The sequence below is a fragment of the Lysinibacillus sp. KU-BSD001 genome (genome assembly GCF_042920265.1).
Taxonomy (GTDB): Bacteria; Bacillota; Bacilli; order Bacillales_A; family Planococcaceae; genus Lysinibacillus_B.
The window spans coordinates 122322-147978 of record NZ_JBDQZI010000003.1; the positions used below are offsets into that span (position 1 = coordinate 122322).

General features: G+C 36.8%; 32 protein-coding genes. 27 read left to right on the top strand and 5 right to left on the bottom strand.

All coding sequences use genetic code 11. The features are described 5' to 3' along the window. Window positions 1-2: 2 nt before the first annotated feature. From AAGS61_RS05940 to AAGS61_RS06030, 19 genes are all read left to right on the top strand, one after another. Window positions 3-392: a phage structural protein gene (locus AAGS61_RS05940; protein WP_391368701.1), complete on the top strand. Its 390-nt coding sequence runs from the start codon at window positions 3-5 to the stop codon at window positions 390-392. Between the two features lie 5 nt (window positions 393-397). Continuing rightward, window positions 398-664 carry a hypothetical protein gene (locus tag AAGS61_RS05945; RefSeq protein ID WP_391368704.1) on the top strand — a complete coding sequence of 89 codons (267 nt, stop codon included), beginning with the start codon at window positions 398-400 and terminating at the stop codon, window positions 662-664. Between the two features lie 180 nt (window positions 665-844). Then, a complete protein-coding gene (locus tag AAGS61_RS05950; RefSeq protein ID WP_391368706.1) occupies window positions 845-2968 on the top strand; it encodes a phage tail tape measure protein in 2124 nt (707 codons plus the stop codon). A gap of 11 nt (window positions 2969-2979) precedes the next feature. After that, a complete protein-coding gene (locus tag AAGS61_RS05955) occupies window positions 2980-3504 on the top strand; it encodes a phage baseplate protein (protein WP_391368709.1) in 525 nt (174 codons plus the stop codon). Next, on the top strand, window positions 3501-3818 hold the full coding sequence (locus AAGS61_RS05960) for a phage baseplate plug family protein (RefSeq protein WP_391368712.1): 318 nt from the start codon (window positions 3501-3503) through the stop codon (window positions 3816-3818). Before AAGS61_RS05955 ends, AAGS61_RS05960 begins: the two co-directional genes overlap by 4 nt. A 7-nt stretch (window positions 3819-3825) precedes the next feature. After that, complete coding sequence (locus tag AAGS61_RS05965) at window positions 3826-4647, top strand: phage protein (RefSeq protein ID WP_391368715.1); 822 nt, start codon at window positions 3826-3828, stop codon at window positions 4645-4647. Further along, the gene (locus AAGS61_RS05970) at window positions 4644-5141 is read left to right on the top strand and encodes a Gp138 family membrane-puncturing spike protein (protein ID WP_391368718.1); all 498 of its coding nucleotides are present in this window, start codon (window positions 4644-4646) and stop codon (window positions 5139-5141) included. Before AAGS61_RS05965 ends, AAGS61_RS05970 begins: the two co-directional genes overlap by 4 nt. A 12-nt stretch (window positions 5142-5153) precedes the next feature. Further along, window positions 5154-5468: a PAAR domain-containing protein gene (locus AAGS61_RS05975; protein ID WP_391368721.1), complete on the top strand. Its 315-nt coding sequence runs from the start codon at window positions 5154-5156 to the stop codon at window positions 5466-5468. Window positions 5469-5485: 17 nt separating this feature from the next. Next, a complete protein-coding gene (locus tag AAGS61_RS05980) occupies window positions 5486-5842 on the top strand; it encodes a hypothetical protein (protein ID WP_391368724.1) in 357 nt (118 codons plus the stop codon). Beyond that, window positions 5820-6998: a baseplate J/gp47 family protein gene (locus tag AAGS61_RS05985; protein WP_391368727.1), complete on the top strand. Its 1179-nt coding sequence runs from the start codon at window positions 5820-5822 to the stop codon at window positions 6996-6998. Before AAGS61_RS05980 ends, AAGS61_RS05985 begins: the two co-directional genes overlap by 23 nt. Next, a complete protein-coding gene (locus AAGS61_RS05990; protein WP_391368729.1) occupies window positions 6991-7659 on the top strand; it encodes a hypothetical protein in 669 nt (222 codons plus the stop codon). Before AAGS61_RS05985 ends, AAGS61_RS05990 begins: the two co-directional genes overlap by 8 nt. Next, the gene (locus tag AAGS61_RS05995) at window positions 7656-7964 is read left to right on the top strand and encodes a hypothetical protein (RefSeq protein WP_391368731.1); all 309 of its coding nucleotides are present in this window, start codon (window positions 7656-7658) and stop codon (window positions 7962-7964) included. The genes AAGS61_RS05990 and AAGS61_RS05995 overlap by 4 nt, the downstream gene beginning before the upstream one ends. Then, window positions 7957-8556 carry a hypothetical protein gene (locus tag AAGS61_RS06000; protein WP_391368734.1) on the top strand — a complete coding sequence of 200 codons (600 nt, stop codon included), beginning with the start codon at window positions 7957-7959 and terminating at the stop codon, window positions 8554-8556. The genes AAGS61_RS05995 and AAGS61_RS06000 overlap by 8 nt, the downstream gene beginning before the upstream one ends. A 1-nt stretch (window position 8557) precedes the next feature. Then, window positions 8558-10417: a hypothetical protein gene (locus tag AAGS61_RS06005; RefSeq protein ID WP_391368736.1), complete on the top strand. Its 1860-nt coding sequence runs from the start codon at window positions 8558-8560 to the stop codon at window positions 10415-10417. Continuing rightward, the gene (locus AAGS61_RS06010) at window positions 10417-10632 is read left to right on the top strand and encodes a hypothetical protein (protein WP_391368739.1); all 216 of its coding nucleotides are present in this window, start codon (window positions 10417-10419) and stop codon (window positions 10630-10632) included. The genes AAGS61_RS06005 and AAGS61_RS06010 overlap by 1 nt, the downstream gene beginning before the upstream one ends. After that, window positions 10632-10781, top strand: a complete 150-nt coding sequence (locus tag AAGS61_RS06015; protein ID WP_391368741.1) for an XkdX family protein — start codon at window positions 10632-10634, stop codon at window positions 10779-10781. Before AAGS61_RS06010 ends, AAGS61_RS06015 begins: the two co-directional genes overlap by 1 nt. Before the next feature lie 459 nt (window positions 10782-11240). Then, window positions 11241-11756 (top strand): hypothetical protein, encoded by a 516-nt coding sequence (locus AAGS61_RS06020; protein WP_391368743.1) that lies wholly within the window; start codon window positions 11241-11243, stop codon window positions 11754-11756. A 79-nt stretch (window positions 11757-11835) separates the two neighbouring features. Further along, window positions 11836-12270, top strand: a complete 435-nt coding sequence (locus AAGS61_RS06025; RefSeq protein WP_391368746.1) for a phage holin family protein — start codon at window positions 11836-11838, stop codon at window positions 12268-12270. Then, on the top strand, window positions 12267-12974 hold the full coding sequence (locus AAGS61_RS06030; RefSeq protein WP_391368748.1) for a peptidoglycan recognition protein family protein: 708 nt from the start codon (window positions 12267-12269) through the stop codon (window positions 12972-12974). Before AAGS61_RS06025 ends, AAGS61_RS06030 begins: the two co-directional genes overlap by 4 nt. Before the next feature lie 60 nt (window positions 12975-13034). On the opposite strand, the gene AAGS61_RS06035 is transcribed toward AAGS61_RS06030, so the two are convergent. Further along, the gene (locus tag AAGS61_RS06035) at window positions 13035-14054 is read right to left on the bottom strand and encodes an Ig-like domain-containing protein (protein ID WP_391368751.1); all 1020 of its coding nucleotides are present in this window, start codon (window positions 14052-14054) and stop codon (window positions 13035-13037) included. 290 nt (window positions 14055-14344) lie between these two features. On the opposite strand from AAGS61_RS06035, the gene AAGS61_RS06040 reads away from it, so the two are divergent. Both AAGS61_RS06040 and AAGS61_RS06045 read left to right on the top strand, forming a co-directional pair. After that, window positions 14345-14539 carry a hypothetical protein gene (locus tag AAGS61_RS06040; RefSeq protein ID WP_391368754.1) on the top strand — a complete coding sequence of 65 codons (195 nt, stop codon included), beginning with the start codon at window positions 14345-14347 and terminating at the stop codon, window positions 14537-14539. Between the two features lie 112 nt (window positions 14540-14651). Next, on the top strand, window positions 14652-14918 hold the full coding sequence (locus AAGS61_RS06045; RefSeq protein WP_391368757.1) for a YolD-like family protein: 267 nt from the start codon (window positions 14652-14654) through the stop codon (window positions 14916-14918). 63 nt (window positions 14919-14981) lie between these two features. Here AAGS61_RS06045 and AAGS61_RS06050 read toward each other — a convergent pair whose 3' ends face one another. Both AAGS61_RS06050 and rpsD read right to left on the bottom strand, forming a co-directional pair. After that, a complete protein-coding gene (locus AAGS61_RS06050; protein ID WP_391368760.1) occupies window positions 14982-15554 on the bottom strand; it encodes a hypothetical protein in 573 nt (190 codons plus the stop codon). Between the two features lie 345 nt (window positions 15555-15899). Further along, window positions 15900-16502: a 30S ribosomal protein S4 gene (gene rpsD / locus AAGS61_RS06055; RefSeq protein WP_391368763.1), complete on the bottom strand. Its 603-nt coding sequence runs from the start codon at window positions 16500-16502 to the stop codon at window positions 15900-15902. 602 nt (window positions 16503-17104) lie between these two features. On the opposite strand from rpsD, the gene AAGS61_RS06060 reads away from it, so the two are divergent. Beyond that, entirely contained in the window at window positions 17105-18790 is a 1686-nt protein-coding gene (locus AAGS61_RS06060) for a sensor domain-containing diguanylate cyclase (RefSeq protein ID WP_391368765.1), read from the top strand. A gap of 99 nt (window positions 18791-18889) precedes the next feature. On the opposite strand, the gene AAGS61_RS06065 is transcribed toward AAGS61_RS06060, so the two are convergent. Together AAGS61_RS06065 and hisJ are read right to left on the bottom strand one after the other, a co-directional pair. Further along, window positions 18890-19369: a GAF domain-containing protein gene (locus AAGS61_RS06065; RefSeq protein WP_391368768.1), complete on the bottom strand. Its 480-nt coding sequence runs from the start codon at window positions 19367-19369 to the stop codon at window positions 18890-18892. Window positions 19370-19385: 16 nt separating this feature from the next. Then, a complete protein-coding gene (gene hisJ, locus AAGS61_RS06070) occupies window positions 19386-20180 on the bottom strand; it encodes a histidinol-phosphatase HisJ (RefSeq protein ID WP_391368769.1) in 795 nt (264 codons plus the stop codon). A 125-nt stretch (window positions 20181-20305) separates the two neighbouring features. On the opposite strand from hisJ, the gene ezrA reads away from it, so the two are divergent. The 5 genes from ezrA (at window position 20306) to AAGS61_RS06095 (ending at window position 25564) form a co-directional block, all read left to right on the top strand. Beyond that, entirely contained in the window at window positions 20306-22012 is a 1707-nt protein-coding gene (ezrA, locus tag AAGS61_RS06075; protein ID WP_391368772.1) for a septation ring formation regulator EzrA, read from the top strand. A 309-nt stretch (window positions 22013-22321) separates the two neighbouring features. Then, window positions 22322-22711, top strand: coding sequence for a YidH family protein (locus AAGS61_RS06080; protein WP_391368775.1), 390 nt, complete (start codon window positions 22322-22324; stop codon window positions 22709-22711). A 197-nt stretch (window positions 22712-22908) separates the two neighbouring features. Then, on the top strand, window positions 22909-24069 hold the full coding sequence (locus AAGS61_RS06085; protein WP_391368778.1) for a cysteine desulfurase family protein: 1161 nt from the start codon (window positions 22909-22911) through the stop codon (window positions 24067-24069). Next, window positions 24066-25274, top strand: a complete 1209-nt coding sequence (thiI, locus tag AAGS61_RS06090) for a tRNA uracil 4-sulfurtransferase ThiI (protein ID WP_391368781.1) — start codon at window positions 24066-24068, stop codon at window positions 25272-25274. Before AAGS61_RS06085 ends, thiI begins: the two co-directional genes overlap by 4 nt. An 89-nt stretch (window positions 25275-25363) precedes the next feature. Further along, complete coding sequence (locus AAGS61_RS06095) at window positions 25364-25564, top strand: small, acid-soluble spore protein, alpha/beta type (RefSeq protein ID WP_391368783.1); 201 nt, start codon at window positions 25364-25366, stop codon at window positions 25562-25564. The last annotated feature ends 93 nt before the right edge of the window (window positions 25565-25657 follow it).

Sequence of the window (25657 nt, forward strand, 5' to 3'; positions counted from 1 at the left end):
AAATGGCAGTACACAATTTTAAAAATACACAAGTTGTTGTTGCTAGCAATATTATTACTGGTTATGCAGATGGAGATGCTATTTCCGCGGAGCCAAATGAGGATAAATGGACACAAACGGTGGGGGCTGATGGAGGTGTCACGTATAACGAGTCCAATAATGAAACAGGTACTTTAACACTCTTATTAAAACCATCATCTAGCTCTAATTCAGTTTTAAAATCTTTATACAAAAGTGGGGAATCATTCGATTTTTTAATTCATGATACGTCCACAAATCAACGAATCACAGGCGAAGATTGCCGTATACAAAAGATGCCCCCTTTCAGCCGAGCGGAAGAAACAGAAGGCATGGAGTGGGTTATTTTAGCGGCATATTATAAGGAGGATTAATTATTATGGCATATACACCAAAAACAAAAGAATTTACATCGAAAGCGGGTAACAAATACACATTTCAAACGGTGATGAACAGCAAAACTGCTGAAATCATTGATGAAGGTACTGGACCACAAGGGAAAGTTTTAAATCATAAAATGATACCACTTATGCTAGAACATGTGGTAGTAACTCCGGCAGGTTTGACAATGGATGAGTTTGATACATGGACTGAGCTTGAAGAGGTATCGAACGAGGCATTCCGATTTCTTCGAGCAGGACAATAAAAAAATTAAATTTGTAGAGGTGCAATCCATCCCTACAAAATATATCAATAAGGTTAAAAAGAATTTATGGCCATATGTAGTAGCGAAAGAATACAGTCTAGATCCACAGGAAGTGATGTCTTGGGATAATGATTCCATTATTGAGGCGCTAGCCGCTTTAAAGGTAATGGGGGCGATTAAATGAGCCGTATGCGTGACATGTATGTGGGCATTTATTTTGAAGATAATGCATCCAGAGCAATTAATAATCTTGATCGAGCAATGGATAGTGTCGAGAACCGGATAGCTGGCTTAGGGCGACAATTAGATGGTACAAGTAATAATTTTCGTTCGGTAAGTCGTGTAGGTACCAATTCTTTAAATAATATTGGGGTGGGTCTTGGGAATGTAACGCAAGGGACTAACCAAGTTAATACGGCAACCTCTACAACAGCCCAAAGCTTTAGTTCTGTTCAAACGATAGGTGTTGGAGCATGGACTGCAATTGGTGCATCTGTAACCAGTGTTGCGGCAGGGATTGGTGCTCTTGTTACGGAATATGATACGGCTATGTCACGAATGGAAGCAAAAACAGCACTAACGGGGGCAGAATTAGAAAGTGTTCAATCGACTATTGAAAATGTTTTTAATGCAGGTGTCGGGACAGATTTAACGACTGTTTCAGATGATATTGTTAGGATACAAAATGCCCTTCAAGGCTTAGAGGGTAGCGAACTGGAATCTTTCAGTAAAAATGCTATTACCATGAGTGATTTATGGGGAGAAAGTACAGATAATGTTGTCTGGACAGTTAAAAATATGACGTCTAATTTTGATGGACTATCTGAAAGTGCGGCATTAGATATTTTAACTGTATCTTTCAAGGAAACAGGTGACTATGCGGGTGATTTATTAGATACCTTTAAAGAATATTCTCCCTATTTTGCTGATATGGGCTTATCGGCTCAAGAATTTGCGAATATCTTGATAGGTTCAGAAGGCGCTTGGAACCTTGATAAAGTGGGGGATGCAGTAAAGGAATTTGGTATTTCAGCGATAGATGGTTCAAAATCGACGTCTGAAGCGTTCAAAGATATAGGGTTAGATGCAGATCATATGGCGAGTGCAATTGCTTCCGGTGGGGATTCAGCCAATCAAGCTTTTTATGCCACATTAGCAGGACTTGCGGCCATTGATGATGAAGTGAAACGAAACGAAATCGGTGTTGCTTTATTTAAAACTCAGTGGGAGGATTTATCAGACGAAGTTGTACTTGGTATGACTGAAGCAAAAAATGCTACTCGTGAATTCGAGGGAGCTGCAGAGCAAGCAACTTCAACGGCACTAGATAATTTCGGTACTAATATGACGTCTGCTTTTCGTGAATTTAAAACAGAAGTAGCAGGAATCTTTGCATCAGGAGAGGGTTCTAATGCATTAAACATGGCATTAACAGGTATTAGTACAGTGTTAGATGGAGCGATTGTCGGGCTAACTTGGGTTGTAGACAATGGTGATACCATCATTGCAATTACAGCTGGTATCGTGGGAGGATTTGCAGCATTTAGTATATTGACTACGGCGTCAGCAGGTATTTCCGCTGTTAGTACAGCACTAACTGTATATCGTACAGCAGGTCTAGCAGCAGCCGCAGCACAACTAGGATTAAATACGGCCATGCTAGCGAGTCCATTGACTTGGATAGCGGTTGGTATTGGAGCTGTCATAGCAGCAGGGATACTACTTTACCAAAATTGGGATACCGTGAAAGCTAAAGCTAGTGAATTATGGTCAGCTACTACAGAAAAATTTGCAGGAATTAAGCAATCTGTTTCTGATTTCGTACAACCAGCTATCGGTTGGTTTGAATCGATTGGACAGAAGTGGGATAACTTCAAAAGTTCAATTTCGAATTTTAAAGTACCTAAATGGATGTCGTCTATTGGAGGTATGATTGGTAGTGCCACTAGCTGGGTTGCTAGTAAAGTAGATGGTTCACATGCAACAGGACTTGAACGTGTGCCTTTTGATGGCTATACGGCAGAATTGCATAAAAACGAAGCAGTCTTAACAGCGGGTCAATCCAACTTGTTACGGAGTGCAGGTATTTTACGTCAAGGAAGTGGCGGAAAACCCGAGGTAAATCTTAGCTCATCTCAACCACAAGTAACAGTTCAATCACAGAATAATGCAATACCTGCAAAGGCAAACCATAATACTGTCTATATCACTATTCATGCAGCATCGGATAAAGCGCAGGATATTAAACGTGCAGTAAATGAAGCTCTAAGTGATATTTTGGATGATAATTTACAAGTAATTTAGGAGGTGGTAGGGTGCCATACATTAAAGATGTCCTCATTGATGTGATTACAGATGTATCCATGCCTGAATCGTCTACAACAACTGATCATGCCTTAGAAGATGGGGAGCAAATTACGGACCATGTGAAAGCGGATCCTATCACCATTACCTTGAAAGGTGTCATTTTAGATGATACAGAGGAAAAGGTTTTGAAATTACGTGAATATCGTGAAAAGGGGGAGATCATTGAGTATGACTACATGACTGCATTAAAAAATGTTGTTATTACAAATTTTGCTCGTGATTATTCGTCATCCATAAAAAATGGTTACGCATTTACAATCACATTAAAGCAAATAAAAGTAGCTAATGTTGCTAAATTCGTAAGTGTTTCAGTACCAATTAAACAGCAGACTAAAGCTGTTACTAACAAAGGGCGTCAACAGACGAAAAAGACTCCTACGGCGACATCAAAAACGAATAAAACAAGATATACAACACCACCAAAATCAGTGCAAAAGAATAATGGATGGGCAGGATTGGAGGGACGTAAATGAATCATTATATCGATATTGATAAAAATGAAATCCCTTACGCTTTTGAAATTGAATTAGCGGGTGAAATATTTGAATTTGAAGTTAACTACAATCAATCGTATGATTTTTTTACCGTTGATTTATTTAAAAATGGTGGAGCACTTATAATCGGGGAAAAGCTAATCCTAAACCATCCGTTATTCCGGAATCGAGTAAATATTGAATTACCTAAAGTAAAAATAATTCCTAAAGACCGTGCAGGCGTTGCAGAAAGAATTACTTTCGACAACTTGAATGAAACGGTCTTTTTATATGTAGGTGATGCGAATGAGTAATCTGTACATGCGAAAAACAGCTTTTTTAGTTAGTGGTCGAGAAATAACAGATCCATTAACAATTAAATTTAGCGTTCCTTTCGGTGAAGATGAGAAAGTCGATACAATTGATATCCAAGTGTACAATCTGAAAGATGATACGATTAACGCCATTATCACTAACCAAGTAGCTATTTTAAGCGCTGGTTATGTCGATGACAATGGCGTTATTTTTAGTGGTACTTTAAAGAAAAGGGAAACAAAGTGGGAAGGACTCGATAAGATTACCACCTTTAAGTGTATTGATTGTAGCTTGGACTATACAAAGACGGTCATTAAGAGGACGTATGGACGGAATACACCAGCATCATTGATTTTCCGAGAACTAGCCCGTGATGCTGGTCTTGCCATAGGTGATATTGATTTACCTGTTGATTTTATCTATCGTTCAGGCAAGGTGTTGAATGGCAAAATTAAAACGCTAGTAGCCGAACTCGCAAAAGACTGTGAGGCAAAGCTACATATCAATAAAGGGCGTATGTATGTACGTGATCGTGTAAAAGGTGACAACTTAGGACTGAATATTTCAAAAGAAACAGGACTCATCGATGAGCCAGAGGAAATAGAAGAAGAAATAAAAGATGAAAAGGGTTCTAAGTTGAAGAATGACAAGAAAAAAATCAAGGGCTATAAATTAAAACTATTGTTGAATCATCGTGTGACCACAGATGTCATTATTAAATTGACATCTAAAAAAGTGAGTGGTGTTTTCCGTGTCTCCAAAGGTGAGCATAAGGGTGATACATCCGGCCAGGAATATTACACAGAATGTGAGGTTGTGCCAGTGTGAAAAAAACATCCATGACGCAATTTGTTGGAGAAACAATTGAAGAAAGTTTAATGAACGTGAATACATGCTTGATTTGTGAAGTGCTTGAAGTAGATATGAACCTGTATAAAGCGGATGTATTGCCATTAAATGATCCAGAAGCCACACCGATTTTAGATGTTCCAATGGCATTCCATCAAACAGCGCAATTTGTTATTCAAGTCCCTTATAAAAAAGGTGACATTGTGTTAGTAGTTTGTTCACAGGCTGATATTGACCCATTGATGTTCGGTGGCGGCAAGGCTGCTAGTCGTTCTTTTAGTGCTAATGATGCACTTATTATTGGTGGAGTGAATTACTTTACGAAGCCACTTGACAATTTATATCCAGAAGACATTTTGATCGCTGATAAAAAATTTAACAATAAAATTCGAATACAGCCAGATGGCCATATTTTTATTGAATCTGATAATCAGATTACAGCGATTGCACCAACAATACATTTCAATCCATAAAGGGAGGTACCTATGGAAAAAGCAGTAGCTAGAGTAACGGATAGGCATGTAGGAGTTTGTAGTCATAACGAACCTTGTTGTCCTCATGGTGTTAGTGGACCGATAGTGCAAGGAAGTCCAAATACTTTCACAAATAGCTTAAAACAAGCACGTGATGGTGATATGGTAACGCACAATTGTCCTCATTGCGGTGTGGGTTGGATTGTTGCTAGTAGTGAGACTGTTTTTGTAAACGGTAAAAAAATTGCTCGTCTTGATGATACCGTGATTTATCCAGGAGGTAGCGGGAAAATTGTTGAAGCTAGTCCTGATGTTTTTTCTGGTTAGCCAGTTAGGAGATTACTATGCATACTTTTAAATATAATGACGATGGCGACTGGGTACTAAATGAGTTAGTACATGGTGATGAGCAGCTTATACAGAATTTGAAGCACTTGTTACGTACAGCGGTGGGGGAATGGATATTTAATGACAATCATGGTTTTCGCAGAGCCGTTATTGAACAGAAGATACCCAATAAAAAGCAAGTGGTGCAAGCTATGCATGATTGTTTATATCAGGAACCACGTGTTGCGGAGGTTTTAAATGTTGAGTATGAATTTAATCGCATTAAGCGCCACCTTACAATTAATTTTAGAGCACGTACCACAGAAGGGCATGAGATAGGAGGGGAGGTTATTGTTAACCAAGCAGGGATTTAAACGTTTGCGTACAGCAGATTATCTACCTGTTATTGAAGAACAAGCAAGAGAATTATTCGGTGATGATGCCGATTTATCAGATCGCACACCACTAGGAAAATTTATTCATTTGCAGGCCCAACAACGGGCGGAAGATAACGAACAACTTGAAATGGTATATAATGCTCGTTTTGTTGATACGTCGGAAGGCGCAACGCTCGAAGCAAATGTAAAACGGGCACTTATTACAAAAAAACGATGGATCAAAGCTACTGGTGAGGTTATTGTCAATTTAGACAAAGGCGCAAAGATCAATCTAGGTGATTTGTTTCGGACGAAATACAACGTGTATTTTAAAGCTTTAGAGGCTATAGATGCGGTGGAAGATGGCAACTATCGTGTAGATGTTGAAGCCCTTGAATATGGCGCAATAGGCAATGTAGAACCAGGAGATATAAGTATAATTGTAAACCCACAAAGTGGCATCAATTCGGTAACGAATCTAGATGCTTTTTTTAATGGTCAAGATGAAGAAACAGATGCAGAACTGCAAGATCGTTATTATGATTCGCTTGGGAAAGTCGGTGCGCGTCGTGTGGAATCCATAGAAGCGAATGTACTTGATGAGGTAGCGGGGGTTCGTGCTGCTATTGCAATTGAAAATGATACCAATGTTGAAGATGCTGAAGGGCGACCACCTCATAGTGTTGAAACGGTTGTTTTAGGCGGGTTAGATGAGGATGTGGCAATGGCTATTTTCCGTAAAAAAGGTGGCGGTATTCGCGCGTATGGCTCTACTGTATACACTTTTACAGATACTCGTGGCATTACGCATGAAATTGGCTTTACAAGAGCCACAACCGTTGTTGTTTATGTAAAAGTACATGTTAAAAAGAGTAGTCAATATCCGTTAAACGGTGACAGTTTGGTAATTGGTCAAGTAGTAAAATACATCGGAGGTACTTATAGTGGCACGCTTTATCATGGTGTGGGGATGAGTGAAGATGTTGTCTGTGCCAAAGCTGAGGCTCGTGTTTTATCCATAGATGGTATAGAGGACGTTAGAGTAGAGTTTTCTACAGATGGAATAACGTTTGAACCTCATAATGTAGCCATCGCATTTCCTGAAGTTGCCGAAACAGACGAATCCAAAATTGAGGTGTTGAGCCTTGTCTAGTCAACGATTACAAACATTATTAGAGCGTATGCCACGCCAATTTACACGTGCAGAAGATAGTAATAACTATAAGCTCCTGAAAATTATTGCTGAAAATGGTGCGGAGAACCTTGCTATACAGCAGACGATTTTAAAGTATTGGGATGTGGATCAAGCAGAAGGATACGGGCTAGATCGATTAGGTAAGGATGAAGGCATTTCTCGCGGTAGCTGGAATGATGAGGAATATCGCAAAATGATTAAAATTCAATGCATTCTCAATCTTTCCGAGGGTGATATTGACATCATGAATCAGATTATGGATACCTATATGGGTGCTGACTTTATCGGGTTTGAGGAAGGTTGGAGAGAGTTCGAGCCAGCTACATTATTACTCAATATCCGTGCATCTGCTGAAACGATTCCGGATACTTTAATCAAGCGAATTAAGACAGCAGGTGTAGGTATTTATATCTTCTTAAATGAACTGAATGAATTTTTATTATTACATGCCGGCACATATGCATGGCAGTTAAACTATAAAATTTGCGGTCGTTTTAAAACAACAACAACGCATGGGGCGTTAGGAAAAGAAATTATCAGTGTCACAGATGGCATACATGGCTTTAGCACCAACACGCGTATTTGTGGTCGATTCCGAGCGAGAGGTGGGAGAAAATGAATGAGATACAACCATTGATGATGGATTTAGTCCAACAGTTTTTAAGTACCATGGTTGCCGGTGCAAAAGTAACGATAGACGGTGTGGTACATGATAAAGAAATCTATCATACAAGTACAAAGCATGGTTTACGAAAATATGTGAAATTATCGACAGAACAGGGTTTAGTCACTCGGGCAGCGTTAGTCGATACTTACGGACGAGAGTTGTATGTAAAAATGATGAATTATCAGAAAGGAGCACAGGGTTATGTTATCGCATTCCCTCTACAGCTCGAAGCGAAGGAAGTGAAAGTAAATGCGTAAATTAATGAACGGTGAAATCTCATTCAATTTTAGGCAGAATCCATATGAACGCACACAATGGCATGATGATGTAGAGGATCCTGTAACAGGTGAGGTTATTGAGGAAGGTACACCATATATGTCGGAATATGCTAATAACTTTGAATGGGGTATTTGGAATGCTTATCAATTTTTAATTGAAATGTATCGCCAGCTAGAACGTATGCGTGTACAAATGGAGTTGGATGGCCGTGTGCCGGGCAACAGCGGTACTTTTGCTGATATGCTGGACGGCAACACAAATAAAATTACTTTAGACACAACGTTTACAGACATAACATCAGCTGTAACAGCAGGTACAACGGTATTGCCAGTAGCGAGCGTGTCCGGCTTTGTAGCGTTTACGCAAGTGACTGTTTTTGACGATGTATCGAGCGAGGATGTACTGATTACAGCGATTGGTGCAGACACGATTACGGTACAAGCTCTTACAAATGGTTATAAAAAAGGGGCTAAAGTAGCTCGTAGTAACGTTGCTATTGATACATTAAATGCAGTAATGGGTATCGGTGATTGGCAAACTTATAACGTACAGCTAGTGGAGGTGGTTTAGTATGGCATGGACGCAACATAAAACACTACCAATAGGTTTCGGGTACCCAGGGTTACGAAAGGTATTTACCGTGTTATACGACGCGAATAACAACCGAGTCATACTAAGTGTCGGCTTTAGTTCCGTAGCGGGGCAAACGCACCATGTATACATTCAACATTTATCAAATGCAACATATGATTTAGATTTTAGCCGTTACCGTTACCGCTTTACAATTCAAGGGTATGAATGGGCAATAGGGCATCATGTTATTAGTAGTACACAATTATCGGCCGGCGTGGGAGCTAATACAACAGGACCGGAAACAGTAATCGATGCGAATGTTCAATCGGTCACTATTGTTATCGAACGAGAATTATTAAACAGCGCTCCACAATGGAGTACAATTCCTAATCAGTCAGTTCGTAAAAATACGTCAGCTTCTGTTTATTTACCAAATCACGTATATGATGCAGATGGAAATGCATTGACGTTTTCAGCATCTTCATCGAATACGGGAATTGCGAATGTAGTGGTAAGTGGAAATAATCTAACGGTAACAGGTATATCGAAAGGTACAGCAACGATTACAGTGTATGCAAGTGATGGCATTGTGAGCAGTCCAACTATTTTTACAGTAAGTGTGACTAATACAGGACCAATAGGTTCCACTATTCCAGCTCAAAGTACAAAAAAAGATGCGATCATTACGTTAAACCTTGCAAACTATTTTAGTGATGTTGATTTGGATGCTTTATCATATGCCGTATCATCGAGTCAACCAGGTGTTGCTACTGCTAGTATTTCGGGTTCCATTTTAACTTTAACAGGTAAAGAAATAGGTAGTACCTGGATTACTGTAGATGCAACGGACGGACAGTACACAGCAACACAAGCATTTACCTTAACTGTTACAAATACAGCACCTACTGTCTCGGTATCATCGCCAACATCTAATATGACGCTTTACGAAAATGATACGTTCAATATTACTGGTGCAGCTTCGGATGTAAATGCGAATCAATCGGTTACGGTTTATGCTCAAATTAACAATGATTCACGTATTGTATTAGGTATTGGATTGAGTAGCGCACCAATTCCATTTAATAAGCTATTAAAATTTAGTCGAGGAAAATTATACGATGGTGAAACAGAGATTTCAGGAGTTTTACTTGACGGTATTCCTCACAAATTAAAGGTTTGGGCAGTCGATGGCGATGGTGGTCAATCAATTATTACAGAGCGTACATTTTATGTAGTACCAAATCGTCCTCCAATCCTAACTGTCGATACTGTACAACCAAACGGTATTATCGATAGGGATAAATTCACTATCAGTGGCACGGCGAGCGATCCAGAAGGTAATCCCGTTACAGCTGCATACAGAGTAAATGGCGGTAATAGCATTGCACTCGAGGTTGTGGATGGGCGATGGGCTTTTGACATCACACTTACGCAGTTAGTAGTTGGTCAAAATACAATCGTAGTTGAGCTTACAGATAGTTATAACTTTAAAGTCAGCAAGACAATAAAATTAAATAAAAACGAAGTAAAAACGCCTATTTTGCAATCTGTAGCTCGGTATAAAATCGAGCCACCGAAAGGATCTGCAAAAGGCGTTTTATTATGGATTCAGCGTGATGTAGACTTAGATAATTTGTCTGTGGAATTGTCCATGACATTACAAGGTGAACAAGAGCAATATGTCTCTTTAACGCCTACGGAATCAGAACCAGCACCAGTGAGCAATGGTATTGTGGAAGATGAATTTTACTATGAAGCTTTGGAACCAAAAAATAATATCATTTTGAAGCTATCTACAACTCGTACTGATATTAATATCAATCATAAAATTCATTTGATTTCGGGGGTGCTTGAATAATGCTGAGACGCAGAAGATTACCCAATGGTGATTTAGGTGAACTTGAAAAAGTAGGTACCATACCCACAGCGAAAGAACAGATTGAGTCATTAGGTGAACAATTAGCAAAGGAGAAAGTAAAAAGCATTCAAAAGGACATTCTTATTAACAATCTTGGTTCGCAGCTTACACAGTTAAAACTTGATATGATTTCGATGAAAGTAGGTGGAGAATGATGGAATTTTGGCAAATCGCTTTTATCTCAAAATGGGTAACTGCAGAACAATTACGTATTGCAGTAAAAACAGAAGCTAATCCATTTGGAGAGATCACTCCAGAGCAGTATAAGGAAATAACAAAGCAAGATTTTGAAACGCAGCAGTAGTTAGTGTTGTTTTTTTTTTTTTTTTTGTGGTAAAAAATGGTTGAAAGAAAACATTTCATTATATATCATTGGTAATATAAAGGAGTGGTTTTTGTTGGTCATAAGTATTGAGTTTGCAGTAGGTCATTTTGACAAAAAATATTGTTGTAATAATTGTCGATAGTGGTATCAGAAGCTCGAGATTGATAGAAGAACTTGGAGATGTTCCGATTGTAAGCAAAAGTTATTGATTAGTATTTATGATGATCAAAACAAAATCGTAAGGTTACTTCCAAGTGAAATACGGCAAGGGTATCTAAAGGGGTTCTTATTTCAAAATGCTTAGTAACTTCAAAAATAATCAAATAGCAGAAATTTAGTAAGACACAGCTGGTAGCATGCGTTATTTTTTATGGTCAAAAAATTGTTATATACCTTCTTTTTTTTAAAACGAAAATAAAGTGAAGAGGTGGATAACACATGGTTAAAAAGTATAGTTCCTGTAAAAAATACGAACAATTAATAATTGAAGACTTAAAAATTAAAATAAAACCCAAAATTTTCTATGGAACAGATGCAAAAGACTTTATCGAAGAATACGGTACAAGAATTTTAGGTAAAAATCCAAATGGTGCATTTCTATATCAAGGTATCCCTGATGAATATAAAAACACAGGGGTAGTTTGCATAATAAAAGATTCCGTTGCTACTTTAGCTCACGAATTATGTCATGCAAAACAATATCAAGATGACACAAAATGGTTTAATCGTGGGCTATATTTGAAAATATTCTATTTTTTTAGATATTATTACTATCCAACGGAAATTGAAGCATTCACATACGCTGAAATGTATCTTAAAAAGGTTGAATTATTTAAAGAAGCAGAAGAATATAGTAAATTAAAAAGAAAACTAGCTATAGAATACAATTTAATTTACGCTTTCATATTTATAATATTAGGCCTTCTGTATGCTTTTTTATTGAGTAAATTTTAATTTTATTAAATCGCAGATATGTATGAGCAACGCACTGTACCGAGCAGTGCTATTTTTTATGGTGAAAAGGAGCAAGGGTATGGAAAATAAAATTGCATTCATTACAGGAATCGCAGGAGCAATTGTTTCTTATATGTTTAATCTAGTGGGGGTGGCAGTGTCCATCCTCATTTTATTTATGCTTGCAGATTACATTACAGGGCTAGTAGCTGCAGGGATTAACAAGGAATTAAACAGCCGAGTAGGGTTAACAGGGTTTGCGCGAAAGATGTACATTTTAGTGTTAATTGGTATGGTGTATGCACTTGAATTTACAGCTGGTCATTATGTAGATTTCGATATTTTTGGAGGCTATATCGGTGATGGTGCAGCCTTTGCTTATATTGCTATTGAGTTTATTAGTATCACTGAAAACGGAGTTAAGATGGGGGCGCCAATGCCTCCATTCATAAAGAATTTATTGAAGGTTGTTAGAGAGAAAACGGGTCTGAATGAGGAGGTAGAAGTGAAGTGAGTTACGCATTTAAACAAGTATTTTTATCATCAAGCAAGCACAAGTTGAAAAGTCCATACTCAATGAAGCCTCAATTTATTACTGTGCATAACACAGCTAATGATGCTCCAGCAGCAAATGAGGTTGCATACCATAATCGAAATGACAACCAAGTGAGTTATCATGTCGCCATCGATGACAAAGAAGTGATTCAGTGCATCCCATTTAATCGTAATGCTTGGCATTGCGGTGATGGTGCTAATGGTACAGGAAACCGAAAGTCAATTGGTATTGAAATTTGTTATAGTAAATCAGGTGGCGAATGCTATAAACAAGCTGAAGAAAATGCCGTGCAATATATCGCGAAGTTACTTTACCAGTACGGATGGAGAATTGACCGTATCAAGAAGCATCAAGATTGGTCCGGTAAATATTGTCCACACCGAATTTTAGCGGAAGATCGTTGGGATTCCTTTAAAAATCGAATTCAAGTTGAATTAGATAAATTGAAGAATCCTAAAAAGGTAGCAATTTCAGGAGAATTAACTCTTAATGCAACTGCTCAAAAAGAGTTGCATTCAAATCGCGATAAACTGAAGAAACTAATTGCTGGTGCTTATAAGGAAGGTGTTTTCACTTCTGATCACACAAGTAAGGTCGATTCTTACACTGACGATGAATTAGCAAGCTATGCATTAATTTACACCATCCGTAACACAAAATAAATAAGTACAAGCCCGTTACCTAATTGGTAGCGGGCTTTTTGTATTTATTAGGATATTTAATTAATACTCTCTAACTTCAAACGATGCTATTTTGTCATGTACGATATATTCTGTTACTTTTTTATATGGTGAAATAGTTTTTGTAAACTTGAATGTTGAAGTGCCTTGAGCAGTTTCAAACCAATTTAAGTAATTATTTAAAACTGTATTAGTAACATCATATTCTTTTGTTATGCCGTTTACTAAGGTAATACTAAGAATAGCACTCGATGATTCACTAACCGGTTTCTTTACAATAACTGTAGCAGTTGCAATTAGTTCTGTGTTTTCGACCTTAGCAGTAATAATTACTTCGCCTTCACGAATAGCTGTTACATTACCATTTTGATCTACAGTTGCAATTGATTCATCGCTAGATGACCATTTTACATTTGCGGTATCTGGAGAAACTGTAGCAGTTAACTTATCTTGACTACCTTCTAGTAATTCTAATGCGCTTCTATCTAGTGTAATGGATTCAGCATTTGGAACATCATCTGGAGCTAATAATTTACCATCAACGTCAATTGCATCAATTTCAAATAATCCGCTTGCGTCTAGGTTTCTTAACTGTATAACATGTGTTCCAAGGGGTAAATTATTTTTTTCGTAAACTAATCTCTGTCCCGTATTTTTACCTAGGCCGCTGATATCCTCAGAAAAAATATCAACTACCTTACCATCTATACTTACTTCAATACTATTACTTCTTGTAAAATAAATAGCTGCTATAATTCTAAACTTAGATCCATAAAAATTGAAAGTTACCGTGGAATCATAATAAAATTTTGTACTTTCTTTACGTGTAGGATTAACTATAAATTTCTCTTTTGAAAAAATTGTATCATATCTTTTCCAACCAATTTCAGGCTTTAATATTTGACTCCCTATTATTGCGCTGTTTTCAGGAGTATTATTAAAATTAGCTACTCCTTCCTCATAATCAACCTCTGCAGCAACAGCACTTTCTACATTAACAGAGACTATTACCAATAACATTAATGTTAAATAGATAAAACTTTTTTTGAATAAATTAATCACTTATGTATCCTCCTCTTTTCAAATAAATTAGTTGAGATTAATTTCATTTATTAACCTATATTAGTAACTTTAACCATTTATAATTTTGTTTTCCATAACAATAATCCTCTATTTTTGATAATAAAAAAAGATAAAGCTATTCATTTGAACATTTGATGAAGAGGGCGAGCAATCGCTCTCTTTTTTTATTTTGTCAATGATTTGTGCTGAAATTTAAATTTAGGCATTTTGAAAGGGTTTTGTGTGATTACATAGAACTATGTGTGTATAACTGGAAAAGGAGTGGTAATTTGCTTGATAAATGTATCGTATTAGTTGAGTTCATGTTTTGCGTAGATCAGTACGAAGTTGAAGGAAATGCTGCGTTATTTTTCGGTAAAAATGATGTAATCCCAATGACAGACGAAGATATACTAAAGGAGATAAAAGCGCAGTATGGATACAACGCCATCCGGATTTTACACAGACAAAGAGAGAAAGCGTGAAGATTGATGCTATCCACAATAACCAGTGGATGGCATTTTTTCATTTACAAAAAAGAACTAATGTTCTAATATAGTTACAAACAAATGTTCTTTTTGAGAGGGAGAGGTAAACATGGTTAAAAATGAGACAAAAAAGAAAGAACCTAAACACTTAGACCGTGACGAATTTGAACTTGAAGAAATCGCAAATGTACTAAGTGAAGCAATGGAAGAAAAGCAGTATAAAGTTTTCACTATCTATAAAAAGGATGAACCCTTAAAAGGCATAGTCACAAAAATGGATGCTAACACCAAGTTGATACATATACAAAACAAGTGGGGTGATATGTATAAAGTTCACTTCTTGGATATTTTAAGTGTTGGCAAAATTGAATATTAAATACCAAATGGTATAAAAAAATAAAAGCCTCCTACATGTAAGTGGGAGGCTTGTCTTTATATTTTAATTTGATGTGCCAAATTTCTCAATGAATGCTTTTCTTTTTTTGTTATCATAACCGATAGGATCTACGAATTTGCTATTCCAAGAATCGTCTTCGGTTTTTAAATCTTCAACTTTGAAACCTAAATAGTCATTAACTGAGGCTCTATCCATATCAATTGAATATGTTTTCCCTTCAAATGGTAAAGTCATTTTAGCGCCAGTTAACGCAGGGAATTGACGTAATAAACGAACGTTTTCGATAACAAGGATTTTTTCTATTGCATCTCCAGTTTCAAAATATCCCTTATAGTCATCTTCTTTTAAAAGGCTATCAGGATTATCATTTTTATATTCCTCAAAGTTATTATAGAATTCAATAACGCTGTAGTTATCGGCTAATGAGATACTTTTTATGAATGTACTTCCAGTAATATTGCTAGCGTAGTCTTTTAGTTCATTTTCGTCTAGAGTTGGTGTATTTGAATCTGTAGTGTCATCAATAAGTATTTCCTCTTTAGGTGTAGCCTCTTCCTCTCCGCATGCTGCTAATAATAGAGTAGATAATGCACCGATGTAAATTAATTTTTTCATGTTTAAATATCTCCTTTCATAGTTAAAATTTTACATTAACATTATTGTGTTGTATGTAATAAAAATATGATATGTATAGTGCACTCGCCAGTGCATTCTTTTAATTTATTGCCTTCCCCAAATGTCCCCCAGCTTGATACGACTGACTTTTTGTACATCCCCCACAAAAATAAAACGAAATTCTAAAGGGAATCGAGTGTTATTGTTGAATGTTCCCCAACTCATCCCCCAAAAGAATGAGTAAAATTGAGTGTTTTTGACTACTTCGATAAAACAAAAAACTCCCAAACACTTGATGTACAAGGTTTGGGAGTTTTGATTGAGTGCTTTTGATTCTCGAAAATATTAACGAGAGTAGTACTCAACGATTAATTGTTCGCTGATTTCAGCTGATAATTCAGAGCGCTCTGGAAGACGTACGAAAGTACCTTCTTTTTTGTCAGCGTCGAATGTTAAGTATTCTGGTACGAAGTTGTTTACTTCGATTGCTTCGTTAACAGCAACTAGGTTTTGAGATTTTTCGCGTAGAGAAATCGTTTGACCTGGTTTTACTGAGAATGAAGGGATGTCAACGCGTTTGCCATCTACTAAGATGTGGCCGTGGTTAACTAATTGACGAGCTGCACGACGAGTGCGAGCTAAACCTAAACGGTAAACTAAGTTGTCAAGGCGAGTTTCAAGAAGGATCATGAAGTTTTCACCGTGTAGACCTTGTAATTTACCAGCTTTGTTGTAAAGGTTTTTGAATTGACGCTCAGTCATACCATACATATGACGTAATTTTTGCTTTTCAGTTAATTGTAGACCATACTCAGATTTTTTACCACGAGCGTTTGGACCGTGTTGACCTGGTGCGTATGGGCGTTTTTCTAATTCTTTACCTGTGCCGCTTAAAGAAATACCAAGACGGCGAGAGATTTTCCAAGATGGACCTGTATAACGAGACATATTAGTCTCCTCCTTTAAATTTGGTTTTTTTGTTGTAAAACAAAAACCAGTTATACCCCGTACTTAGTTGGATTTTATTTTCACGTAATTTCGCTTGAGCAGCCGATCAAGTTACTTTTACACCTCTATTAAAAGAGGAATAAAATACAGAATAAGTTTGTATAACTGCTGCGTTCATTTTACACAAAGGAAATTGTATCTTTTTTTTTATGAAGAGTCAAGAAAGAAGTATAGAGTTTAGAATGGAAAAAAATGAAAAATGCAACCATTAACGATGGATTACACTTTATATTTCCATAGATGTAGGCTTAAATAGAAAAAAAAACCATAAATTTCAATAGTCAAATAGACATAATCCGTGTATACTAAGTTATAAGATAATACTATTGATTCGTTAAGTTGAAAGAAAAGGTGATTTCATGAATGAACATCAACAGATTATAACGAATATTAAATCGGATATATTGAGTCTTTATGTTAATTCAATAAATGAAAATGATACATTAGATAGGTTTTTTGAATCGTTATTAATAGTACTAAAGAAACATATAGGTTTTCATCATAGTTGCGTTTTAGTCTACGAAACAGATGTGCTAAAACCGTTGAAAACTGAATCATTGAAAGTAATGGATATTCCATGGGCACTTTTTGATACCTACTTTGCCTCAGAAAAAGTTGTAAATATCCCTGATTTGTTAAGTGAGCAAGAACCGTATAACGAAATGACACACATGATGCTATTGCAAGTAGAACAAAAGCCGCCTAGTGGAATTTTATTGTTTAAAGTTTCAGAACAGTGGCAACTATTTTCCGAAAAGAAAATAGCTGAAGACTTAGTCGACACACTTTCGAGAGTAACGACCGTTGTGAAAGAAACACAAAATATCCGTTTAAATGAAAATCAATACCGTAAGCTATACAATATGACGGATTTATTTCATTCCACAATGGATATTGATTTAATCTTACAAAATGTGCTAGCTACAATTAGAGAAAACTTTCCGGATTTAGTCGTTGAGTTGATTTTATCTAATGATCAAGATCGTCAAACAACAATCCATATTAAGCCATTCGATTATTTATCAGAACGTCCTTCAACAATTGAAGCTTTTGTTTCCGGAGATATTACAACGGAACTAGCCGAGGACTTAAATTGCCGATTACTCAATGCACCCATTAAAGGTAGACAAGCTATTTATGGGATTCTACAAGTAAGTGCACCGACAACGTATGAGTTTTCAAAGGTACAAAAAGAGTTTATTGGCATGCTGGCACAAGCTTCTGGGAACGCCTTAGAAAATGCGAAGCTTTACCATCAATCACATCGATTGATTAGTGATTTGCAACTGATTAATGAAACATCTCACCGTTTAAATATGAAGTTAGATATTAATGAAATGCTGTTGTTTTTACAAAAGCAATTGATAAAGTCATTTCAGCCGATGGAAATTTGCTTCGTATTCAAGAATGGAGATCGTTATGAATTAACGGAAGCGAGTACCGGATTATTTAAATCATCACATGGGCATGTCTATATTGACTATGTAGAAAAACATTTTGATAATACACATGACCCGCTGTTTATTGCTGATTTTAGTCGATTAATTGCTGAAGATGTGAAGTATAAATCGATTATGGCGATTCCGATGATTGTGGAAGAGCGTATTAATGGTTTTAGTATTGTGTTACATCGGGATCCGTATTTCTTCTCTTTCGATAGTTTCAAACTGATGCAATCGCTGATCCATCATTCATCTTTAGCGATTGCGAATTCGCTTTTACGAGACGAGCTGCAAAATATGGTCGACCGCGATCACTTAACAAAGCTATTTGCACGTAGTTACTTAGATGATTATGTAGAAAAATCATTAGTAACCGATGAGTCGGGTATGTTTATGTTAATTGATATTGATAATTTTAAGCGTGTAAATGATACGTATGGGCATCAAATTGGCGATGAAGTACTCATTCAAATTGGCACACAATTGCGCAAAACAATTGGTAAACGGGGCATTTGTGCTCGCTGGGGCGGTGAAGAGCTGTCTGTTTATATCCCGAATATTTTAGATGATGAAGCGCTAAAAATTGCCGAACAAATTGTAGCTGTCATCCCGCAAGTCACAACACCTGTTGTAACCGTTTCAGCTGGTTTAGTGACATGGAATCAAACAGCACGCCCAGAGTTTCAATCCGTATTTTTACATGCAGATACGGCGTTATATAATGCGAAACATAATGGCAAAAATCAAGTCCGTATGTTTCATGATTCCATGCAGTTGCAACCTTAAATGGGGCTACTCAAAATCAGTAATTTCAGCTAAACTTTTATACAAAGCAAAACACCAGGATGTTATAAATAACATCCTGGTGTTTTTTTGCGAAAAGGGTTAAATATGCTTCATTAAAACATCGACAAATTGCTCTAGCCCTACTTGGTCTTCTTTTGAAAAGCGGTTTTTAAGTGGGCTATCGATATCTAGTACACCGATGACTTCATTTTCTTTTATTAATGGAATAACGATTTCGGAATTAGAGGCTGCATCACAGGCGATATGACCAGGAAATGCATGCACATCTGCAACAACAACCGTTTCTTTGTGCGCAACAGCTGTACCACATACCCCGCGACCTACAGGGATACGTACACATGCAGGTAGCCCTTGGAATGGTCCGAGGACTAGTTGATCCTCTTTCATGAGATAAAAGCCAACCCAGTTAATATCTGATAAGAACACGTTTAACAAAGCGGATGCATTGCTTAAATTAGCAATTTGGTCACATTCACCTGTTAGGAGTGCATCGAGTTGCTTTGCTAATGTATTGTATTGTGCTTGAATTGAGTCTTCGTAATTAATTGTTGTAAACATAAAATCCTCCATTGTATTAATCTTTAAAAATTATATCATAGTGCTGATGCAAATCTTTGACGGTATGTGCATCTGAACCAAAAACGTAACGAAGGTTAATTTCCTTCGCGTATTCGATTAAATGATAAGGTGGGTAAGGTTCACGACATAACGGTTTACTTAGCCCCGCACTATTTAAATCGAGTTCGTAATTGGATTCTTTCATAAGATGAAAAATTGCTTTTACTTGTGCATCATCATCGATTTGTTGCTGGTGTGCATGCTGAAATTTATGAATTAGTGTCGGATGACCAATCCGTTTTGGTTTATAAGGACCTAAATCCGCCGTAATGGATGCCCGAACAGTTTCGTAGTATAAATCATACAGTTGCTGGATGCCACCGACTTTTTCAGCAAATTGTAAATATACTTCCTCCGAGAAGTCGATACAGCAATATTCATTTTCATATTGTAGAAAATGGACAGACAGAATAGCATCGTCTAATTGTGGACCGATTTCATCCAGAAAGGCCGTTGTTTCTTTTTCATATCCTCTAATATAATCAACTTCTAACCCGATATTAATATGTATCTTGTTTTTGTAATATGATTTTAAGTCATTTAGTTGCGATAAATAGCGCTGAAGGTGATTCGCGTCCATCCCACTGTCTTGATCTGGTGTTGGGTCATGAAAAGCTGGTGGAAGAGGCGCGTGCTCTGTAAAGGTAATGTCGGTAAACTGATGCTGAATCGCTTTTTCAATATAGTGTTCAAATAAATCAGGTGAGCCATGTGGACAAAAAGGTGTATGAATATGTCCATCTTTTTTCATATGTAGTACCTCCTGTTGAATTAGCCTACTTAACTTTGTAATTATTTAAAACAAAAAAACTAAAAACATGGTATTATTATAGATACATTAGCCAATTCAGATATTTTTGGAATAGGGGGCTTACAATGATAAAGTATATCATCATTGTTGCAGTCGTACTATTAGCATTATTAGCAGTAGGTCTATTTTATAGACGAAAACATAATGTGATTATAGCACGGCTAGAGAAGGAAAAGCTGGAAGTTCAGCATTATCCAATTTACGAAGAGTTGACAAAAGTAAAAGCATTAAATATGAACGGTCAAACAGAGGAACTCTTTGAAAACTGGCGCAATGCATGGGTAGAAGTAACAGACGTCCATGTCATAAAAATTGACGCTTTATTGTTTGATGCAGAGGAATACATAGATCGATTCAAATTTAAAAAAGCAACGGAAATTGAAAAAGCAATTGAAGAGAAAATTGAAGAATGCGAAAAAACACGTCTTAAAATTTTAGCTGAATTGGAAGAGTTAATCGGTAGTGAAGAAAAAAATCGAATTGAAATGGAGCAGTTGAAAGAATATCATCGCTCCGCTCGTAAAACAGTTTTAGCCCACCAACATTCATTTGGTTCCGCACTTGAAAAGTTGGAAAAGCGTTTAGAACAATTTAGTCCTAAATTTGACGAGTTCGACATTTTAACAGCGGAAGGGAATTACTTGCAAGCACGTGAAATTGTCCTTTTACTTAATACAGAGGCGCAAGAAATTTTTGAATTGCTCAGTGATATCCCGTCGCTATTATCCGAAGTTCAAACGAAAATTCCAACGGCCATTCACGAATTACGGATGGGTCAACAAGAGATGGAAGAACAAAATTATTATTTACGTCATTTAGAACTGACCGAATATTTAGATCGTGTTGAAAAGGAATTAGAAGAGTTAAAGAAAATGATTGCGGATTTAGATATTGGAAAAGTGAAGCCACGTATTGATGAAATAAATGGAGAAATTGATCATTTTTATGACTTACTTGAAAAAGAAGTCATCGCGAAGAAATATGTCGATCATCATTGCTCGCCACTTCGCGATACATTGCAAAATTTAATGGTTATAACACGTGAAGTGAGTGATGAGGCAACATATGTACAACATAGCTATCGTTTGCCTGAAAAAGATGCAGAAACTCCGCGTAATTGCTTAAAGCAATTAGAAGTGTTACATAGACGTTATGAACTTTTAGCTATGCGTGTAACAGAAGAAAAATCTGCTTATTCTAGCTTAAAAGAAGAGTTAGAAGAGATTAGCGAAGAGCTTGCACGTGTGAATGAGGAGCAAGAAAACTTCTCTCTCCGTTTGAAAAACTTACGTGTGGATGAAAATACGGCACGTACACAGCTTGAAGCATTAAGTAAATTACTGCAAGAAACAGAACGCATGCTAGGGAAGGCAAATATACCTGGTATTCCAGAAGAAATGGATGTGCGCCTAGAAGAAGCGGAAGAACAGTTGTTTATTGTGATGCAAAGCTTACAAGAAACACCGCTTAATATGGAGCAAATTAACAGCAATTTAAATAATGCGAAAAAATGTATTGAGGAAGTAAGGGCCAAAGCGGAAGAAATGATTGAAAATGTCATGTACATCGAACGGATTATTCAGTATGGCAATCGTTATCGTGCGTCCAACCCGCAAATGCATGTACAATTACGAGAGGCTGAAGACGCATTTCATCAATGCCGTTATATAAAGGCGCTTGAAGATGCAGCTGCCGCTGTTGAATCCGCAGAACCAGGTGCCCTTAAAAGGGTTCAAGAGCTAATGCAGGAAGAAATGGCTTTAAAATCATAAACATTCCATCCTTGAATAATTAGTGTTCTCATAAAATACATTGTAACAAAACCACCACACATCATTTTGTGTAGGTGGTTTTGTTTAGCATATAATGATCCTATTCAATAATAGTTGCTTGTAGCCGATAGTATGCATCTTTCGTTCCACTTTTGATGGGAAAAGTGACAAAGGGATAAGTTTGAGGCTCGTCCATGACAAACGCGTGTCAGAGCGGAAAGCGACAGTTACTTTAGTAGTACTATATTTTGATGAATTTGCTCATTATGAGTATAAATATGACTTTCTAGAAGTAGTGGGTGGTAAATAATGTTAAACAACCAGTTAGATCAAGAAACAGCAAGTAAACAATTAAAGTATGCCCAGCAACATTTAGCTAATGAAAGAACATATTTAGCATGGATTAGAACAGCCATTTCCATATTAGGTGTTGCTTTCTTAGCAACAAGTTTACATTTTGCTATAGGAACTGTTCGGAATTTTTGGGTTGATTTTTTATCAGCGCTTATTGGTTTGTTGGCATGTCTATTTGGATTATTAATTATTTTCACAGCTACCTTTAATTATTCGGCAAAAAGAAAACAAATATTAAATGAAGTATTTATGCCGTCCAATCGGCATATCGTGTGGGTATCTTATTTTTTAATTGTATTGATTTTGATGGTAATGATCTACTTTTTGTTGATTAGTTTATCGTAGCATCAAAAATTGGGGACATGATTAAAGACCACTCCGTAATGGGTGGTCTTTTAGTAATTTATAGCGATTTTTAGGTTGCTGAAAAGGGACCCACTAACAACTGAACTTAATTTCCTATAAAAGTTTATGGTCATTCGTGACATATTGCGTTATGATAAATACCGTTAAATCAATGTTTTGAAAGTGTGTGGAAATGAATGAAAGACAACATAGTCTATTTAGATAACAGCGCAACAACAAAGCCGCATCCAGATATATTAAAGACATTTGTGCAAGTGAATGAGCAGTATTATGCCAATCCTGCTTCTATTCATGAAGCCGGTGTCACAGCAAATACGTTGTTAATGCGTGCCCGAGAACAAGTGGCACAGCTTTTAAATACCGAAGCTAAAGAAATCATCTTTACAGCAGGGGGTACGGAAGCGAATAATATGGCGATTTTCGGCATTGCTCGTGTAAGCATGCATAAAGGAAAACATATTATCACAACTCAAATAGAACATCCTTCTGTATTAGAAGCGGTAAAACGCTTAGAAGAAGAAGGATTTGAAGTAGACTATCTACGTGTAGATGGAAATGGTGTAATTTCCTTAGACGAACTACGTGAGAAAATACGGAAAGATACCATTTTAGTAAGTATTATGCACGTAAATAACGAGATGGGTGCGATTCAACCAATTGAACAAGCAGCAACCATTATTCATGAAAACAGTCGTGCTATGTTTCATGTTGATGCAGTACAAAGTTTTGGAAAATTGCCAGTAGCATTTAACGGAGAAGCTGGTCCAGATATTGTATCCATTTCAGGTCATAAAATTCATGCGCTGAAAGGGTCAGGTGTTATTGCTTTACGTAAATCGTTTAAAATGGCTCCTTATATTGTAGGTGGTGGTCAAGAATTTGGACTTCGTAGTGGTACAGTAGCTGTTCCACAAGCAGTTGCTTTTGCGAAAGCAGCGCGCTTAGCAGTTGAAAGTATGGACAACACATATCAAAAATATGCCGCATGGCAGCAAGACATTTACACATTCCTAAAAGGCTTTGATCATGACATTTATTTATTGTCAACAAAGCAAAGTGCCCCTTATATTACATCATTTAGCGTACGTGGATTAAAAGGGGAAATTTTAATTAATGCATTGCAAAAACAAGGTGTGATTGTCTCTACATCAAGTGCTTGTTCATCTAAGCAAACGAAAACAAGTCATGTTGTAGAAGCACTTAATATCGATCCAGCATTCAAAAAAGGTGTATTACGGATGAGTTTTGGTATGCAAACAACAGAGGCTGATATCACCGCATTTAAACAAGCATTTGCTAAAGTGATGAAGCAATTAAAAGGAGATTTAGTCAAATGATTTGGAAAGAAATTTTAATTCGTTATGGTGAGCTTTCAACGAAAGGGCGTAACAAAAACGACTTTATTAATCGCCTACGCGAAAATATTCGTTATTCATTTCATGATATCATGCCATTAAAAATTCGTGCTGAGCGTGATCGTATGTTCATTGAAATTGAAAACGAAGGAAAAATGAATGTATTAATGCAACGTCTGCCAGAAGTATTCGGTATTCAATCGTTTAGTCCAGTTGCTTCGTGTGAAAAAGATATGGAGCAAATGAAAGATCTAGCCATTCAAATTATGGAACTTTACAAAGAGGAAGACATTACATTTAAAGTAGAAGTGCGTCGTACAGATAAAAATTTCCCACTTGATTCACATGGGATTCAACGTGAAATTGGCGGTACGGTTCTTCGGAATTATCAAAACTTATCAGTCAACGTGAAAAAGCCAGATGTAGAGCTACGTATTGAAGTACGTCTGGATGCAGTGTATATGATGGCACAAGTGATTCCAGGTGCAGGTGGTATGCCTGTTGGTTCCAATGGAAAGTCTCTGCTGATGTTATCTGGTGGCATCGATAGTCCTGTAGCTGGTTATTTAATGATGAAGCGCGGCGTTCGGTTAGAAGCGATTCATTTTTATAGCCCACCTTATACAAGTCAACATTCATTGCAAAAAGTAAAAGATTTAGCAAATGAATTAACGAAATTTGGCGCGAAAATTCGTTTACACATTATTCCGTTTACAGAGTTGCAAGTATTAATTAAAGAACGTGTACCTGAAAATGTAACGATGACAACAACACGTCGTATGATGTTACGGATTGCTGATAAAGTGCGAGAAGAGATTGGGGCATTAGCGATTGTGACAGGCGAATCTTTAGGACAAGTAGCATCGCAAACATTAGAAAGCTTAACAGCTATTAATGATGTGACATCAACGCCTATTTTACGTCCGTTAATCGCTAACGATAAATTAGATATTATTGATATTGCAGAACGAATCGGTACGTATGAGACATCCATTCAACCATATGAAGATTGCTGTACAATTTTTACACCAGCAAGTCCGAAAACAAAGCCGAAATTAGACAAGATAATGCACTACGAAAGCTTTACGGAATTTGATGAGTATATTGAGCGTGCAGTACGTAATCGTGAAGTACACATGTTACCTGAACAGAAGCGTCAAGAAGACCAATTTGCTGACTTTCTATAATTCCTTTTTGAAGAATAATTTACCTCTAAAAAAATGTGTATGAAAAATATCCTCCTGAGCATTCTAATTGCACAAGGAGGTGAAACACGATGACAAACAACAATCGTAGTTCAAACAAACTTAGCGTACCAGGTGCGCAACAAGCATTAGACCAAATGAAATATGAAATTGCACAAGAGTTTGGCGTACAATTAGGAGCAGACGCTTCTGCACGTGCAAACGGTTCAGTTGGTGGCGAGATTACAAAACGTCTTGTCCAAATGGCTGAGCAACAATTAAAAGGTCAATAAAATAACAAAAGGGAAAGGCATCTCGTGCTAACGAGATGTCTTTTTCCTTTTAGTATGTACCACAGAAAAAAATATTATAAAAAAATTTACCTT

Coding starts and splice junctions, on each gene's coding strand:
- AAGS61_RS05940 (WP_391368701.1), top strand. CDS start 3: ATGGCAGTACACAATTTTAAAAATACACAAGTTGTTGTTGCTAGCAAT.
- AAGS61_RS05945 (WP_391368704.1), top strand. CDS start 398: ATGGCATATACACCAAAAACAAAAGAATTTACATCGAAAGCGGGTAAC.
- AAGS61_RS05950 (WP_391368706.1), top strand. CDS start 845: ATGAGCCGTATGCGTGACATGTATGTGGGCATTTATTTTGAAGATAAT.
- AAGS61_RS05960 (WP_391368712.1), top strand. CDS start 3,501: ATGAATCATTATATCGATATTGATAAAAATGAAATCCCTTACGCTTTT.
- AAGS61_RS05965 (WP_391368715.1), top strand. CDS start 3,826: ATGCGAAAAACAGCTTTTTTAGTTAGTGGTCGAGAAATAACAGATCCA.
- AAGS61_RS05975 (WP_391368721.1), top strand. CDS start 5,154: ATGGAAAAAGCAGTAGCTAGAGTAACGGATAGGCATGTAGGAGTTTGT.
- AAGS61_RS05980 (WP_391368724.1), top strand. CDS start 5,486: ATGCATACTTTTAAATATAATGACGATGGCGACTGGGTACTAAATGAG.
- AAGS61_RS05995 (WP_391368731.1), top strand. CDS start 7,656: ATGAATGAGATACAACCATTGATGATGGATTTAGTCCAACAGTTTTTA.
- AAGS61_RS06000 (WP_391368734.1), top strand. CDS start 7,957: ATGCGTAAATTAATGAACGGTGAAATCTCATTCAATTTTAGGCAGAAT.
- AAGS61_RS06005 (WP_391368736.1), top strand. CDS start 8,558: ATGGCATGGACGCAACATAAAACACTACCAATAGGTTTCGGGTACCCA.
- AAGS61_RS06010 (WP_391368739.1), top strand. CDS start 10,417: ATGCTGAGACGCAGAAGATTACCCAATGGTGATTTAGGTGAACTTGAA.
- AAGS61_RS06015 (WP_391368741.1), top strand. CDS start 10,632: ATGGAATTTTGGCAAATCGCTTTTATCTCAAAATGGGTAACTGCAGAA.
- AAGS61_RS06020 (WP_391368743.1), top strand. CDS start 11,241: ATGGTTAAAAAGTATAGTTCCTGTAAAAAATACGAACAATTAATAATT.
- AAGS61_RS06025 (WP_391368746.1), top strand. CDS start 11,836: ATGGAAAATAAAATTGCATTCATTACAGGAATCGCAGGAGCAATTGTT.
- AAGS61_RS06045 (WP_391368757.1), top strand. CDS start 14,652: ATGGTTAAAAATGAGACAAAAAAGAAAGAACCTAAACACTTAGACCGT.
- AAGS61_RS06050 (WP_391368760.1), bottom strand. CDS start 15,554: ATGAAAAAATTAATTTACATCGGTGCATTATCTACTCTATTATTAGCA.
- rpsD (WP_391368763.1), bottom strand. CDS start 16,502: ATGTCTCGTTATACAGGTCCATCTTGGAAAATCTCTCGCCGTCTTGGT.
- AAGS61_RS06065 (WP_391368768.1), bottom strand. CDS start 19,369: ATGTTTACAACAATTAATTACGAAGACTCAATTCAAGCACAATACAAT.
- hisJ (WP_391368769.1), bottom strand. CDS start 20,180: ATGAAAAAAGATGGACATATTCATACACCTTTTTGTCCACATGGCTCA.
- ezrA (WP_391368772.1), top strand. CDS start 20,306: ATGATAAAGTATATCATCATTGTTGCAGTCGTACTATTAGCATTATTA.
- AAGS61_RS06080 (WP_391368775.1), top strand. CDS start 22,322: ATGTTAAACAACCAGTTAGATCAAGAAACAGCAAGTAAACAATTAAAG.
- AAGS61_RS06085 (WP_391368778.1), top strand. CDS start 22,909: ATGAAAGACAACATAGTCTATTTAGATAACAGCGCAACAACAAAGCCG.
- thiI (WP_391368781.1), top strand. CDS start 24,066: ATGATTTGGAAAGAAATTTTAATTCGTTATGGTGAGCTTTCAACGAAA.
- AAGS61_RS06095 (WP_391368783.1), top strand. CDS start 25,364: ATGACAAACAACAATCGTAGTTCAAACAAACTTAGCGTACCAGGTGCG.